Source organism: Mycobacterium sp. (assembly GCF_052143115.1).
GTDB lineage: Bacteria > Actinomycetota > Actinomycetes > Mycobacteriales > Mycobacteriaceae > Mycobacterium.
In genome coordinates, this window is the sequence record NZ_JBKQTQ010000248.1 from 1 (window position 1) to 13,556 (window position 13,556).

The 13,556-nt window shown below is 65.2% G+C and carries 13 protein-coding genes and 1 pseudogene; 4 read left to right on the plus strand and 10 right to left on the minus strand.

Annotated features, from left to right (window positions below; translation table 11 throughout):
* The 6 genes and pseudogenes from ACLQI9_RS24385 to ACLQI9_RS24410 form a co-directional block, all read right to left on the minus strand.
* Positions 1-217 (minus strand): annotated as a pseudogene (locus ACLQI9_RS24385) (SRPBCC family protein); the annotation flags it as partial.
* On the minus strand, positions 198-1,955 hold the full coding sequence (locus ACLQI9_RS24390; protein WP_442378343.1) for a thiamine pyrophosphate-binding protein: 1,758 nt from the start codon (positions 1,953-1,955) through the stop codon (positions 198-200). The pseudogene ACLQI9_RS24385 and the gene ACLQI9_RS24390, both read right to left, overlap by 20 nt.
* 71 nt (positions 1,956-2,026) lie before the next feature.
* A complete protein-coding gene (locus ACLQI9_RS24395; RefSeq protein WP_442378342.1) occupies positions 2,027-2,767 on the minus strand; it encodes an anti-sigma factor family protein in 741 nt (246 codons plus the stop codon).
* A gap of 383 nt (positions 2,768-3,150) precedes the next feature.
* Complete coding sequence (locus ACLQI9_RS24400; protein WP_442378341.1) at positions 3,151-4,491, minus strand: FAD-binding oxidoreductase; 1,341 nt, start codon at positions 4,489-4,491, stop codon at positions 3,151-3,153.
* Positions 4,488-5,774, minus strand: coding sequence for a flavin-containing monooxygenase (locus tag ACLQI9_RS24405; RefSeq protein ID WP_442378340.1), 1,287 nt, complete (start codon positions 5,772-5,774; stop codon positions 4,488-4,490). Before ACLQI9_RS24405 ends, ACLQI9_RS24400 begins: the two co-directional genes overlap by 4 nt.
* A 186-nt stretch (positions 5,775-5,960) precedes the next feature.
* Positions 5,961-6,269 carry a DUF7427 family protein gene (locus ACLQI9_RS24410; RefSeq protein WP_442378339.1) on the minus strand — a complete coding sequence of 103 codons (309 nt, stop codon included), beginning with the start codon at positions 6,267-6,269 and terminating at the stop codon, positions 5,961-5,963.
* 145 nt (positions 6,270-6,414) lie between these two features.
* Here ACLQI9_RS24410 and ACLQI9_RS24415 point away from each other — a divergent pair, with 145 nt between their 5' ends.
* The 3 genes from ACLQI9_RS24415 (at position 6,415) to ACLQI9_RS24425 (ending at position 8,801) form a co-directional block, all read left to right on the plus strand.
* Positions 6,415-7,473, plus strand: coding sequence for a type III polyketide synthase (locus ACLQI9_RS24415; protein WP_442378338.1), 1,059 nt, complete (start codon positions 6,415-6,417; stop codon positions 7,471-7,473).
* 4 nt (positions 7,474-7,477) lie between these two features.
* Positions 7,478-7,684 (plus strand): hypothetical protein, encoded by a 207-nt coding sequence (locus ACLQI9_RS24420; protein WP_442378337.1) that lies wholly within the window; start codon positions 7,478-7,480, stop codon positions 7,682-7,684.
* A gap of 100 nt (positions 7,685-7,784) precedes the next feature.
* Complete coding sequence (locus tag ACLQI9_RS24425) at positions 7,785-8,801, plus strand: NAD(P)/FAD-dependent oxidoreductase (protein ID WP_442378336.1); 1,017 nt, start codon at positions 7,785-7,787, stop codon at positions 8,799-8,801.
* Between the two features lie 150 nt (positions 8,802-8,951).
* On the opposite strand, the gene ACLQI9_RS24430 is transcribed toward ACLQI9_RS24425, so the two are convergent.
* A complete protein-coding gene (locus ACLQI9_RS24430; protein ID WP_442392315.1) occupies positions 8,952-10,049 on the minus strand; it encodes a CaiB/BaiF CoA transferase family protein in 1,098 nt (365 codons plus the stop codon).
* A gap of 106 nt (positions 10,050-10,155) precedes the next feature.
* Here ACLQI9_RS24430 and ACLQI9_RS24435 point away from each other — a divergent pair, with 106 nt between their 5' ends.
* A complete protein-coding gene (locus tag ACLQI9_RS24435) occupies positions 10,156-10,782 on the plus strand; it encodes a TetR/AcrR family transcriptional regulator (RefSeq protein ID WP_442392316.1) in 627 nt (208 codons plus the stop codon).
* On the opposite strand, the gene ACLQI9_RS24440 is transcribed toward ACLQI9_RS24435, so the two are convergent.
* The 3 genes from ACLQI9_RS24440 to ACLQI9_RS24450 form a co-directional block, all read right to left on the minus strand.
* Positions 10,752-12,332 (minus strand): aldehyde dehydrogenase family protein, encoded by a 1,581-nt coding sequence (locus ACLQI9_RS24440; RefSeq protein WP_442392317.1) that lies wholly within the window; start codon positions 12,330-12,332, stop codon positions 10,752-10,754. The genes ACLQI9_RS24435 and ACLQI9_RS24440 overlap by 31 nt on opposite strands.
* Positions 12,329-13,270 (minus strand): alpha/beta hydrolase, encoded by a 942-nt coding sequence (locus ACLQI9_RS24445; RefSeq protein ID WP_442392318.1) that lies wholly within the window; start codon positions 13,268-13,270, stop codon positions 12,329-12,331. Before ACLQI9_RS24445 ends, ACLQI9_RS24440 begins: the two co-directional genes overlap by 4 nt.
* Positions 13,267-13,556 (minus strand): thiolase C-terminal domain-containing protein (locus ACLQI9_RS24450; RefSeq protein WP_442392319.1); only part of this gene is annotated, 290 nt, incomplete at its 5' end. The genes ACLQI9_RS24450 and ACLQI9_RS24445, both read right to left, overlap by 4 nt.

Below are 13,556 nucleotides of genomic sequence, written 5' to 3' on the forward strand. Positions count from 1 at the left end.
CCAAGTATTCGAACAGCTCGTCGGGTGGGCAGTCGACGTAGTCGTTGACCGTGCAGTACTGGCCGAAGACCTCGTCGTGCGGGTACACCGACCGCATCTTCGCCATGAACATCGGGGCGGTCTCCTCCAGTGGCGAGGTCTCGATACGGACCACTCCCTCGATCGGCTCGGGGGTACCGCTATGGACGGCGATATCGTCAAGCGCTGCTAGGGACATGGAATCGGTTCTCCTTTAGGGTTGTGATCTGTTGTTCGACAACCTGATTGGCAGGTTGTCTGTTCAGGAATGCCGCGAATGGCGGGATTTCGTCTGCGGAGCACTCGACGGTGACCACGGACGGACCGTCGACGGCCATTGCCCGTTCCAGTGCTGCGGGTAGTGCGTCGACGTCGGCCACGTCGACCGAAGACAGCCCGGGGAACATGCCCGCCAGACCGGCCCCCAGCTGGCTGGGAGCGAACCGGTTGTAGCTGTACAGGTCGTCGTAGAACAGCTGCTCGCGGGTCACGCACATGGCGTGGGCGTTGTTGTTGAACAGTACGAAAGTCACCGGAAGCCGGTACTGCACCGCGGTGTGCACCTCCATGCCGTGCATGAAGAATGCACCGTCTCCGGCGATCACCACGGTGCGCCGGCTAGGCCCGTTGCTCATCGCACGGCCGAAGGCCATCCCGATACCGGCACCGAAGCTGTAGCCCATGCCGCCCATGCCGAGTGCGACCGCGAACCGACCGTCCCGGCGAACGGGGAGGTGATGGATTGCGGATGCGCCGGTGTTGCCGGCGTCGACGACGATGTCCGTCCCGTCGGGCAACACGCGATCGAGCACGACCATGGCATCGCGGTAGCGCACACCCGTACCGGCGAAGGCCGGCGGATTCAGTTCGGCGTCTGCCACGAAATCGGGCACCCGCAGTCCCCTTGCCCGCCCCCGCCCGGACAACGCCCGGGTCAGCATCGTCAGCGACCCTCGCAGATCTTCGGTGTGCACGTGCGTGCACGGCAGGTACGGGGGTGCCGAGCCGATCGAGACCGTCCGCACCGCCGCGAGCGCGTCGTCGAGGCCGGTGCGGGCGGTCACTGACAGGCGGGTGCCGACCACTAGGCACACGGCGCTCGCTGCCACCGCGTCGGCCACACCGGGATGACCCATCACACCGGTCACACCGAGCGCTGACGACGAACCCGAACCCGGTGTACCGGCTACATCTTTGGCGTCGGGCACACATGCCACCTGCGCGCGCAGCAGGGCCCGCAGCTCCTCGAGTTCGGACCGGGCGCCATCACGAGCCACCTGCTCGCCAGCGATGATCGTGACGGGCCCGTTGGCACGACGGAGAGCGCGCACGATCGGATGTGGATCACCGATGAGCGACCGCGGCGGGTCAACACCACGCCCGTTACGTTTGTCGTAGCCGTTGACGCCCACCATCGCCTGCTGAATATCTTTGGGCAGCAATAATACTGCGGGCCCGCCGGTTCGTGCCGCCGCTATTGCGCGGGGCAACGCCGAGACGATATCGGCGGGTGTCACCACCCGTTGGCAGAAGACTGATACCGCAGAAAATAACGCTTCGGCATTCAATGAACCGTTGCGGCCACTGGTGTCTTGAAAGCTGCCCCGACCGTCCATCGTGGTCGCAGGCTGACCCACCAATGCCAACACCGGCACGCGGCTGGCAAATGATTCCCCAAGGCCCGGAATGAGATTGAGTGCGCCTCCGCCAGACGTCGCCGCCACTACCCCCAAACCGGCGCCGCTGCGACTGTACCCGTCGGCCATCGTGGCCGCGGAAAACTCGTGCTTGGCCAACACCGCGGTGATGTCCGAACTGAAATGTGCGGCGTCGTAAAGATCTTCGATGTTGGCACCGTCGACACCGAATATGTAATCGGTGTCGATTCTCGCGAGGTGCTCGACGATGTGGTCGACCACCCTTTGTTGCCTGGGCATCTGCTCACCTAACTTGTGTGGATGTCGGTAACACGACCTGCGGGTGACTTCAGTTCACACGGTGGCAAGACTCACAGCGAACGCTCAAGGAGCACCTGGCCGTCGTCGGCGGAAACCACTTGCACAGAGGCGATTTGATCGACGGGCGTCGAAATGCTGCCAGCGGGCGTCGCCGTATGGCCCGGATTCGCCACCCAGGTTGCCATCCGAGTGTGGCTACCGTCGCGACCTACCGCGACCATCGCTAGCGTGTCGTGATGGGCGTTCAGCGGGGCCAGGCAGACGCAGTTCATCGAGATGAACGTTCCCCACTGTTGGCTGCTGAGCGAGACCGTCGAGGCCAGCCTGTTGGTCCCGACCTGCGCCATCGGCTGAACTGACACGCTCGCCTGTGGCGGGGTGGGCACGGATGTCGGGTAATGACCCCCAACGCCGACAAGTACACCGATCGCCAGCACCGCGGCGGCGACGGCCCCAGCCGTCCAAGTCACGATGCGGGACCGGCGCCGCCGCCAGCTCACTTTGGCCAGCAGCGACGGCAACAACTCGGCAGGCAGCAACGGTTCTACGCGACTGCCATTGTCGATCGCCGCCAACTCGTAGCGATCCAGCTGCGACAGGAGAGCCCGCATGCCGATGAGCTCGCCAACGGCGCTGCGGCACAACGGGCAGTTGGCCATGTGCGCTTCAAATTCCCGCCGTTCGACGGACGACAGTGATCCCAGCACGTATGCGGCATCCCACATCGCGTACTCGTCATGCCCGGATAGGTCGCCGCCATGCGGCGTTTCGGGCCGCCATCGCGGCATCATCGTGTAACTCCCATCTCCCCTGGCACGTCTTGCATTTCGTAATCCCCATTTCTTGCTTGTGAGTCGCACGGCCCGCACGGCATAGTGCAGCCGTGGCTTCATAGCGCCTTCTGCGATGTCGAGACCGGCGCACCATCGCGCGATGTTCGGCGGCTAGTTGAGCCGTCGCGTCGGCGATCAGTAGTCGGTGTGCGGTGCGGTTATCGCCGATGAACTATGTTGCGGCGACGGCGAACGCGTGTGCGTCGTAGAGTGTCTTCATCAACTCGGCTTCCGCACCCGCCGAACTGGTTGGCATAGCCACTGCGTTCACCTCCTACTGGTGAAACGATTGCAGCGCCTGTTTGGTTCACATGCGGCACACCGGCCACGGCCGGCAGCGGTCAGACGCCGCCCATCCAGCTGTGGAATCGACCATTTGGGTCGTAGGCCGTGCGCACCTTCTCGAGACGTGCCATGTTCGGTTCGGTGATGAATCGCGCCGGACGCCGGCACAGATTCTCATCGGCGAGCGAGATGCCGGTCGCCAAGTGCGACATCGCCGCCATGTTGGACCCGGCCCAGTCGCGGTACCGTTCGTCGTCGGCCGGATCCTGCCAGATGGTGAAGAGCGCCATGTAGATCTCGTCTTCCAAGCCGTAGACCATGTCCGCGCGCTCCGGGGACGTCTTCCAGCCCGTGAAAATGAAGTGCGAGGGGTGCGGCGGCATGGTTTCGATGATTCTGCGGATGCCCGGCAGTAATTCTTCGGCGGAAGCCGATGTGAACATGCTGTCGGCGATGTAACGGTGCCCCTTCGGGTAGCTGGTCATCACGGCGGTATACCAATTCGCCAAATTTGTCGGCGCATAAGGGAGGTTGACGATCGCCTTGTCGATGACCGGGCAAGTGCCCAGCGGGGCAAGGGCTTTCACCGCCTCTTCCTCCGAATCGGCGAATACTGGCGAGGCGATCGTGATACCAGGTTGGTTGAGCCCGGCTCCTGGAAAGCTGCGCGCGGTGTGGATCTGGAGTTCTACTCGGTCGTCGAGTTCAGAACTGATCGAGCGCGCCCAGGTGAACACCTCGTCGGCGACTTCGATCGGGTACATGTACAGGCAGGTACCCCAAACCGCCGGACGCGGGTAAATACGCAGTTTGAAAGAAGTGACCACACCGAAGAAGCCCGGTCCCGAGCCGCGGGCTGCCCAATACAGGTCTGGATGGTTTTCGGGGTCGCAGTAGATTTGTTCACCGTCGGCGGTCACGACTTCCAGTCCAAGCACGCTCTCGCATGCCGGCCCGACCACCGAACTGTTCCAGCCGTATCCGCCCTGTAAAAGATAGCCACCGAGGCGAATGCCTTCACAATGACCCGCGGGGAAGAAGAGCCCTTGTGCATCCAGGTCGGTCGCGAAGACGCTGGCGGCTTTGCCCGGGCCGACGTCTGCGGTCATCCGATCCGGTTCGACAGTGCAGTGATCGAGACGGCTGACGTCCAGCAGCAGGCCACCGTCGCGCAGGTGACTGGCCGCCCAGCTGCGTCCGCCCGAGCATACGCCGACGTGATGTCCGTTGGCCCGCGCATAATGGATCGCTGCGACCACGTCGTCGGTGTCGTGCGCCTGCACGATCACATCGGGAAAACGTTCCGGCAGAAGGCCATTCCATACCGTTTCCCGACGGGCCGTTTCGTAACCGTCTGTGCCGCGAAAGAGGGTCTTTTCGGTGGAAAGTAAAATCATTGTGCCCCTTTGCTTCTCGTGCGCGCCATCTCAGCTTGCATCGCCAAGGAGACACCGCCGTCAAACTTTCGAAACTGGCGCCCTGCTGCTACGAGATCAGCGGACGGACAGTCAAGTGGCGCCCGGACGGATGGACCAATGCGCTTCAGGTAGGCCGCGACATCCCCGGCCAAAGGCGTGGCTGCCAGCCGGATCGCCCGGAGCGGGCCATTGGGCGGAATGCCGTATCCGATCGCGAACATTCCGTCGCCGACCTGCGAGGCAAAGCCGCCGCGCGGGTTGCCGCGCTCGTCGAGGACGCCAAGATGTCCGACCAAACCGTCGAGATCCGTGCCGAACCCGGTGGCGGCGATGATCACCTGCGGCGCCACGGACGTGCCGTCAGCGAGGATCACAGCGTCGGATTCGACAGCCTTGACAGCGCCGACGACCTCGACGCGCCCGACCCGCACGAGGTCGATGAGCTCATCGGCCAGCGTCGGGATGCGACCTCGTTTTTCCACCGTCGCCTTCAGCCCGAGCGGCGGCCGCTGGAAGCCGTAGGCCGACAGGTCACCCCACATCAGGCGGTTCATCCGCGCGATCACCGGATCGATCATGCGCGCGGGAACCCTCGAGAACAGCTCAAGGAAGATATCCGACGGAAACGGTCCGATGGCCCGCCGCACGAGGTGCGGCGGTGTGCGCACCGCAAGCCAGATCCGTCCCGCGCCGTCGTTAGCGAGCTGGACAGCGATGTCGGCGGCCGAATTGCCGGCGCCAACAACGAGGACGTCGCGGCCACGGTAAGGCCAAGCGTTGGTGAAGTCTCCGGAGTGAACGATCTGGCCGTTGAAGCGACTGAGTCCAGGCCATGCAGGGATGATGGGTGTTCTGTAGTTGCCCGTGGCGAGGACGATTGCTGGGGTTCGGATTTCACCCGACGACGTGTCAAGTTGCCAGACTCCCCCGGCACGGTCGACGCGGTGGACTTCACATCCGAGCATGACCGCGATGTTCTGCCGCTGAACGTAGTGATCGAAATACCGGACCATGTCCTCCTTGGTCGGCCAACGGCCGGCGTTCAAGGGAATCCGTTGTCCGGGAAGGTGCGACAAGAACCCGGTCGTGTTGAGCCGGAAGTTGTCATAGCGCGTGCGCCACGAAATCGCCGGGGCCGCTGCGCGGTCCAGAACGAGCGTTTTGATGCCATGCTGATGATCGAGTTGACGTGCGACAGCCAGACCCGCGGGCCCCGCGCCGATGACAACGGCTTCGGGGCTGTCCTGGGTCTCTGTAATCATCCGCGATCTCCTGTCGTCTTCTTCGGTGCGAGGACCTTCGAGCGCCGTGATGTGGGACGGCTCAAGTGGATTCGGCGGCGAGCTGGCGGACGATCCGGTACGGCCTGTTTGTGAGGTCGGCGACACGTTGGTCGTTGGCATCATCGAATCCCCGCCCGCTCTTCACCCAGAGCCGGCTACCACGCTTCACGCGGCAAACTTGCGAACGACCGTTGCAGCCACCAGGCTGACCCGCTGTTCTGCTTTTGGGCGAAGCCAGAACTGCCGCAGCAGCCGTCGATACGCGGCGAACGTCAGCGTGATCGGGTCGCACCACGGCGGTATGCCGCCGACCAGATGCAGGGCTGTCACGAGGATCATCGACGCGGTGGCAATCGGCTGAGACTTGAAGTACCTGCGGGCCGCGTTGGTCAGCTGCTCGTCATCGGTGGCGATCAGGTCGTAGGCTGCCACGCCACCGGCCAGTGTCACCCACGCTCGGTCTGAGTTGCGCACCGTTACCGCCTCCTATGTCTAGAACACGTCGGGCGGGGCTCGGAAGTTCACGCGTTGCGCCGCGCCGTGATCCCAGCTGAGCCGGAGACCTGCATCGTTGACAGTAGGTGTTGAACGAAACGGCCTCGGCCCTCGTGTTATAGGTATGAGTGTCATCGCGGGCGTGCACGGCGCACTACCGCCGCACCGCTACACCCAGAGCGAGGTCACCCAGGCGCTGCTCGAGCTTCCCGGTTACGAAAATCTCGGGGAGCCAATTCGGCGCCTGCATGCGAGCGCCAAGGTCGACACCCGGTACCTCGTATTGCCGCTGGAGGATTACGCGAAGCTGACCGACTTCGGCGAGGCGAACGACCTGTTTATCGAACACGCAGTGGAGCTGGGGTGTGCAGCGCTGTCGGGCGCGCTCGACGAGGCGGGGCTACAACCGCGCGACGTCGACCTCATCATCTCGACGACAGTCACCGGCGTTGCGGTGCCGTCGCTGGACGCCCGCATCGCCGCGAGGCTGGGCCTGCGCCCCGACGTGCGGCGGGTGCCGCTTTTCGGCCTGGGTTGCGTCGCCGGCGCGGCGGGGGTGGCCCGGCTGCACGATTATCTGCGCGGCGCACCCGACGACGTCGCGGTCCTGGTGTCGGTAGAGCTTTGCTCGCTCACGCAGAAGCGCCATCCGAACATCGCCACCCTGGTCGCGGGCTCTCTGTTCGGCGACGGAGCCGCGGCGGTCGTGGCGGTCGGCGAACGCCGCGCCGAACAGATCCGCGCCAGCGGACCCGACATCCTGGATTCGCGCAGCCATCTCTACCCCGACTCACTGCGCACGATGGGCTGGGACGTCGGCGCTTCCGGATTCCAAATCGTCCTGGGCCCCGAGGTCCCGACACTTGTCGAGCGGTACCTGGGCGACGACGTCACCCAGTTCCTCGCGACGCACGACCTGACGATCGACGAGGTCGGCGCCTGGGTCAGCCATCCCGGCGGTCCGAAGGTGATCGAGGCGATCACCGCGACCCTGGGTCTCCCCGACGACGCGCTCGAGCTGACCTGGCGCTCGCTCAGCGAAGTCGGAAACATTTCGTCGGCATCGGTACTGCACGTATTGCGCGACACGATGGCCAAACATCCACCGAGTGGAAGCCCTGGCGTGCTGATGGCGATGGGTCCGGGATTCTGTTCCGAAGTCGTCCTGCTGCGCTGGCACTGACTTGATGGCCTGGTATGTGCTTCTGGTCGTCGCGGTCGCTTTGGAGCGGTTGGCCGAACTGTCCAGACGCAACCTTGCCTGGAGTCGAGCCCGCGGCGGCGTCGAGTTCGGTGCGGGTCATTACTCGGTGATGGCCACCCTGCACACCGGTCTGGTGGCAGCCTGCCTCGTCGACGGCGTCGTCCGTTCATCCCCACACTCGGCTGGCTGATGCTCACAATTGTGGTGGCCGCACAGGTCTTCTCGGTGCTCAACGCCGCACTGCTGAGGACACCGATCAAGGTCGAAAACACCGCGCTCGCGAGTCTGACGTGATCGACCTGCTCGTCGCCGGCGGCGGCCCGGCCGGGCTGGCCACCGCGCTGCACGGCGCACGGGCGGGGCTCGAGGTCGTCGTCGTCGAGCCGCGTTGCGGATCCATCGACAAGGCCTGTGGCGAAGGGTTGATGCCGCACACGATGCGGCAGTTGGAACGCCTCGGCATCGCGGCCCAGGGCAAGCCGCTTCGCGGCATCAGCTACCTGGACGGCGACCGGCACGTCAGCGCGCCGTTTCGGTCTGGCACCGGGCTCGGCGTGCGCAGGACCGCCCTGCACGCCGCACTCCTAGACGCCGCGACAATGGCCGGCGTTCGGTTCGTCCACGAGGCGGTTGGGGAGGTCACCCAGGATTCGACGTCCGTTCGCGCTGGGGACCTACGCGCTCGGTACCTCGCCGCTGCCGACGGGCTGCACTCGCCCATCCGTCGATCCCTCGGCCTGGCGCTGCCCTACGGGGGCCCGCGCCGCTTCGGTATCCGCCGGCACGCGCAGATCGCACCGTGGACCGACCACGTCGAGGTGCACTGGGCCCCCAGGGCCGAGGCATACGTGACACCAGTGGCTGACGACTGCGTGGGGATAACGATCCTCACCTCACACAAGGGTGGATTCGACAGCCATTTCGACGAGTTCCACACCCTCAAGGACCGGGTGCACGGCCTTCCGCATGGCCCGGACCGAGCCGCCGGTCCGCTGCGGCAGAAGGTTCGCCGCCGAACGGCCGGGCGGGTCCTATTGGTCGGTGACGCAGCAGGCTACGTCGATGCGCTAACCGGCGAAGGTCTGGGCATAGCGTTCGGTGCCGCCGAGCTGCTGGTGGGCTGCGTCATTGCCGACCGGCCAGGTGACTATGACCGCCAGTGGCGCAAGATGTCGCGCCGCTACCGCCTGCTGACGGCGGGCCTGCTACAGGCCAGCGCGTACGCACCGGTGCGGAGGCGCATCGTGCCAGCCGCTGCGGCGCTGCCCAAGATCTTCGCCAGCATGGTCAACCAGCTTGCCCAATGACCGCGGCTGAAATCCCATCCAGTAGAACTACCTATTCCAGGTATCGGGTTTGATCTCAGCTGAGAGAATCGCCGACCTGACCGACCCGCTCCAGAAACAGTCAATAATGACTGTTTCATTTTCGACCACAGGACCGTTGCCGGTCAATGTTCAGTTCAGCCAGTCAGCGAGCACTTCGTCGGTGTGCTGGCCAGGCACGCATGGTGGGCCGTCGACGACTGCCGGAGTGCGCGAGAACCGGGGGGCCGGGGACGGCTGGGTTATGCCATTGCCGACGAAAAGGGTTTTGCGGGCTGCCAATTGCGGATGGCCCGGCGCATCTGCCATGCCGAGCACGGGCGCCACGCAGGCATCGCTGTCGCTGAATATCTTCGCCCACTCTTGTTGTGGGCGCGCGGCGAAGGCGTCGCTGATCTTGGTTCGCAGCTGCGGCCACGCGTGTCGGTCGAACTGCGCAGCGGGGTCCGACGGGAGTTCGAGCAGGCGCAGGAACTCGGCGTAGAACTGCGGTTCGAGCGCCCCGACGGCCATGAACTTTGCATCCGAAGTCTGATACACGCCGTAAAACGGCGAACCGCCATCACCGAGGTTGGTGCCGCGTTCATCGGACCAGATTCCCGCCGCGTAGCAGCTGTAGATCATCGTCATCAGATGGGTAGTGCCATCGATGATCGCCGCGTCGACCACCTGGCCACGACCGCTTCGTCGGGTCTCGTCGAGGGCGGCGAGCATGCCTACCAGCAGGTAGAGGCTTCCGCCGGCGAAGTCGCCGACAAGGTTGAGCGGGATCTGCGGGGGGCCACCGGCTTGCCCGATCGCGTGCAGCGCTCCGGTGGGTGCGATGTAGGTGATGTCGTGTCCGGCGGTCTGCGCGATCGGGCCGTCTTGACCCCATCCGGTCATGCGTCCGTAGATCAATTGAGGTCGCCGCAGCAAGCATGGTTCGGGTCCGATACCGAGACGTTCGGCCACCCCGGGGCGGAAGCCCTCGAACAGGATGTCGGCGTGCTCGACCAATTTCAGCACCGTCTCGGCCCCGCCGGGTTTGGCGAGATCGACTGCAATCGAGCGTTTTCCGCGGTTGAGCAGATCCTCGGCCCACGGCACGAGTTGCATGCCCCCGCCACCCGGCCGATCGACACGCACCACATCGGCACCCAGATCCGCGAGCAGCATTCCGCAGAAGGGCCCCGGTCCGATCCCCGCGATTTCGAGAACCTTCACACCGGACAAAGGGCCGGTTGTCATATCCGTCTCCATTCTGGGCTGCAATACTAGTCAATGTTGACTACTATTAAAAGTAGCGCTAGTTTCTGTAGTGTGTCAATTTGCCGCACAACTTGAGGAGTTCGCCTTGACTGCAAGGAGTTCGACCGCTGCCCCGCCCGTCCGGATCAGTCAGCGCGAGCGTCGCCAGGCCGCGGAACGCAAGCTGCTGGACGCCACGGTTTCGATCCTGATCGAGCGCGGCTACGCGGCTACCACGACGCTGGAGGTGCAAAAGCAAGCCGGCGTCTCTCGCGGGGTCTTGTTGCACTACTTCGGCTCCCGGGGCGAGCTCATCAGCGCCGCGGCACGCCGCTTGTATGCCACGAAGGTCGGCGAGGCGCGGCTGCATGCCACCCAGGCGCTCAACGGGGAGGACTGGGCTTCGCTGCTCTGGCAGGTCGTCTCCGGCCCCTTGGGTGGAGCCTCCCTCGAGTTGCTCATTGCTGCCCGACACGATCCCGACATGCGCGACTACCTCAAACCCCTGGAACGCGAGTTCGCGCGCGCGAACCTCGACCTGTGCAAGGCGCTGCTCGGCGGGCAGCGCGCCGGCCACAAACGATTCCCCGAATTCTGCATGGTGGTGATCAATTCGATGCTGGGAGCTGCGGCCAGCAAACCAGGCCATGGCAGCACGGAGGAGAAGCGCCTGCTCGAAGCGTGGCGGCGGATGCCCGATCTCTACTTCGCCCCGGAGGCAAGCGACGCGTGACCGTGGTTTCGGCTACCGCCACGCCGTAATCGCCGCCGGACATCGCGGGCCACGAACAGGCGCAGCAACGCGGCAACGGTGCGGCCTCGCCGATGCGAATAGGGGTACCACAGCAGTTGGTTCTCCATCCTCGGCACGCGTGGCGTGGTGATGGCCTGCTGACGGCAGTACTTCCGGATACCCTGGGGGCCGCCCAGCCGGTACCCGAGGCCGGAACTTTTCCAGCCGCCCTGTGGCAGGGGGAAGCAGAACAGGTTCGAGTAGGCGTCGTTGATGTTCACGGCGCCGACCTCGAGCCGGTGCGCGATGTCGCGTCCGCGATCGATGTCCTTGGTCCACACCGTTGCAGACAGCCCGTACTGGGAGTCGTTTGCCAACCGGATCGCCTCTTCCTCGTCGGCGACCTTCATCACCGGGATCGTCGGGCCGAAAGTCTCGTCGCGCATGCAGGCCATCGAATGATCGACGTCGAGAAGAATCGTGGGCTCAAAGAACCCGCCGTTGCCGGTCGTCTCTCCGCCGGTCGCGATCGTGGCCCCGTTGGCGACAGCATCCCGGACGTGGCTCCTCACGATCTCGACCTGCTGCCCGGTGACCAAAGGGCCGACATCCGCTGAGTACGAACCGTTGTCGATCCCCTGCCTGATGGACCGCACCCGCTCGGTGAGCAGTGCAACAAACCGGTCATAGGCCGGTGCCTCCACATACACCCGCTCCACCGAGATGCAGGCCTGACCCGAGTTGAACAGTGCCGCCCACGCGATGCCGTTGGCGGCGCGCGAAAGGTCGGCGTCGGCCAGGACGATGGCCGGGTCCTTGCCGCCCAGTTCGACGCCGCAAGGGATCAATCGTTCGCCCGCCCGCGCGGCGATGGCCCGTCCGGTCCTAGTTGAGCCGGTGAACTGCACCATGTCCACGGAGTCCACCACGGCTGCGCCCGTTGCGCCCAGACCGGTCACACACGCTAGAACCGGCGGTGCACCGATCTGTTCCCAGCCGCGGGCCAGTTCGCAGGCGGACAGCGGAGTGACCTCCGAGGGCTTGATGAGGACGGCCGCCCCCGCCAGCAGCGCCGCAACGGCGTCGACACCGGGGATGAGTAACGGGAAGTTCCACGGCGTGATCACTCCGACGACCGGGTACGGGCGGTACACCCTGGTGAGCTTTTTGGTGGTGGTGAGCGGGCCGTGCGGCCTGAACTTCTTTTCGGCAAGGAACTTCCGGGCCCGGTCAGCGTAGTAGTTGATCGCGTCGCAGGTGACCATGACTTCGAACGCGGCTTCGACTCGAGGTTTGCCGGTCTCGGCGGTCACCATATCGATGAGCCGGGATTCGTTGTCCAGCAACCAGTTCCGCAGCTTCCGCAACCAGCCTGCGCGGGCGTCGGGACCCAGCGCCTCCCAGGACGGCTGATTGCTGCGCAGTTCGTCTACCACCGCGGCCACCGCCTCGGCGGATTGCACGGCAACGCTTCCGACGAGCTCACCGGTTGCGGGGTTGCGCACGTCGATTACCACGACGCCCGAGGGTGACAGTTGATCGATACTCACGAGGCGCTCCTCGGTTGGTGGATGGCGTTGGCGAACCGCCCGATTTGCCGCAGCGCGGCGCGCGTCTCGGGAAGCCACGTCCCGAGCTGATGCCAGGCGTGCGGAACCTCTGGGAAGACCTCGAGCCATACGGGTACTCCGACCGCCCGCGCGCGCTCGGTCGCGCGCACCGAGTCGTCACGCAGCACCTCGGTGTGCCCGGTCTGGAACAGCAGCGGTGGCAGGCCCGCGAAGTCACCGAAGACCGGAGAAATCAGGGGGTCTGTCGCATCGACATCCGGTCGGTACCACCGCTTCAGGAATGCCAGCCCACGCGCGCCCAGTGCGGTGTCGCAGCCCGCATTGATGCTGATCGACGGGCTGGACCAGGAGAAGTCGAAGCCGCCGCTGATCATGACCGCGCCCGCAGGCATCGGGTGGGAGGCGTCGCGGGCCCGCTGCAACGTGACGAGGGTAGCGTTGGCGCCGGCCGACTCGCCCGCGATCATCAACTGACCGGGTTCCTGCCCTGCGTCGAGTAATGCCTCATAGGCGCGCAGACAATCGTCGATGGCCGCAGGGAACGGGTGCTCGGGAGCCAACCGGTAAGCCGGAACCACGACGCGGGTCTGCAGGTCATTGGCCAGCCGCGAGAGGAATGCGGTGTAGAGGCTGCGGGGGTACATCAGGAATCCACCACCGTGCAGGTACAGCACGGTGCGCCCGGGCTGCGGGCCAGCGGGGTGGAACTCGCGGGTGGTCAGGCCGCCCAACTCCCCATCGACGATTCGGCATCCCGGTGCGGGCCGGGCGAGAAGGCCCGACGCCGCACCGGCACGCTCGAGGAACGTGCGCATCCCGTCGAGGTCGTCGTGGTATCGACGAAACGCCGATTGGCACACCCCACGGAACACCGGGTTGACGAGGCGCAGGGCGACGCTGCCCTGGTGCCCGTTCATCTGGACGTTGCCCCCAGGATGGTCACGGCGGCCACTGCCGCGTCGGGTCCCATGTAGCCTCCCGCGTTTTCTGCCACGGCGATCCGTGCGCCGTCGACCTGACGCTCGCCACAACGGCCGCGGAGTTGCTCGGCGAGCTCGACGATCTGCGCGAGACCGCTGGCTGCGATCGGGTGCCCTTTGCTTTCCAAGCCACCGCTGGTGTTGACCGGCAGCCTGCCCCCAATGCTGGTGTCGCCCTTGCGAATCATGTCCACGGCCCCGCCGGGGTTGGCCAGCCCGAGTT

What these genes read in the sequence shown, in the direction of transcription:
- ACLQI9_RS24415 (WP_442378338.1), top strand. Translation starts at nt 6,415, where the DNA reads ATGAGTGTCATCGCGGGCGTGCACGGCGCACTACCGCCGCACCGCTAC.
- ACLQI9_RS24430 (WP_442392315.1), bottom strand. Translation starts at nt 10,049, where the DNA reads ATGACAACCGGCCCTTTGTCCGGTGTGAAGGTTCTCGAAATCGCGGGG.
- ACLQI9_RS24390 (WP_442378343.1), bottom strand. Translation starts at nt 1,955, where the DNA reads ATGCCCAGGCAACAAAGGGTGGTCGACCACATCGTCGAGCACCTCGCG.
- ACLQI9_RS24400 (WP_442378341.1), bottom strand. Translation starts at nt 4,491, where the DNA reads ATGATTTTACTTTCCACCGAAAAGACCCTCTTTCGCGGCACAGACGGT.
- ACLQI9_RS24445 (WP_442392318.1), bottom strand. Translation starts at nt 13,270, where the DNA reads ATGAACGGGCACCAGGGCAGCGTCGCCCTGCGCCTCGTCAACCCGGTG.
- ACLQI9_RS24420 (WP_442378337.1), top strand. Translation starts at nt 7,478, where the DNA reads ATGGCCTGGTATGTGCTTCTGGTCGTCGCGGTCGCTTTGGAGCGGTTG.
- ACLQI9_RS24395 (WP_442378342.1), bottom strand. Translation starts at nt 2,767, where the DNA reads ATGATGCCGCGATGGCGGCCCGAAACGCCGCATGGCGGCGACCTATCC.
- ACLQI9_RS24405 (WP_442378340.1), bottom strand. Translation starts at nt 5,774, where the DNA reads ATGATTACAGAGACCCAGGACAGCCCCGAAGCCGTTGTCATCGGCGCG.